This is a genomic window from Xenorhabdus santafensis, from assembly GCF_033949405.1.
In the GTDB taxonomy this organism is placed as follows: Bacteria; Pseudomonadota; Gammaproteobacteria; order Enterobacterales; family Enterobacteriaceae; genus Xenorhabdus; species Xenorhabdus santafensis.
In genome coordinates this window covers 1-248 of record NZ_VCDN01000546.1, presented here as the reverse complement: position 1 = coordinate 248, position 248 = coordinate 1, and the positions used below count along the sequence as shown (strand labels likewise).

Sequence of the window (248 nt, the reverse complement as noted above, 5' to 3'; positions counted from 1 at the left end):
AATAGAAGTAAGGTTAATCATGCGTTCTTTTTTTGTTTTACCCTCTTTGATTTTGAATTCTTTTCTCTTTTTTCGTTTTAGTTTTACTATGGTTTGTGTTTCAAGTTGGAGTAGATCGCTGACACGTAATCCTGTATGAATGCCAATAAGAAAAAGAATATAGTCTCGTTCGGAACAATGACGTTTTAGAGCCCATTTCATATCTTCGATCTGTTCTTTGCTACGGATGGGTTGGACATCAATGAGAT

Annotated in this window: 1 protein-coding gene; it reads right to left on the bottom strand. The window is 34.7% G+C overall.

Annotated elements, in window-relative coordinates; all coding sequences use genetic code 11:
* The coding region (locus FE392_RS23360) for a tyrosine-type recombinase/integrase (RefSeq protein WP_319932051.1) at positions 1 to 248 on the bottom strand (248 nt) is incomplete at both ends.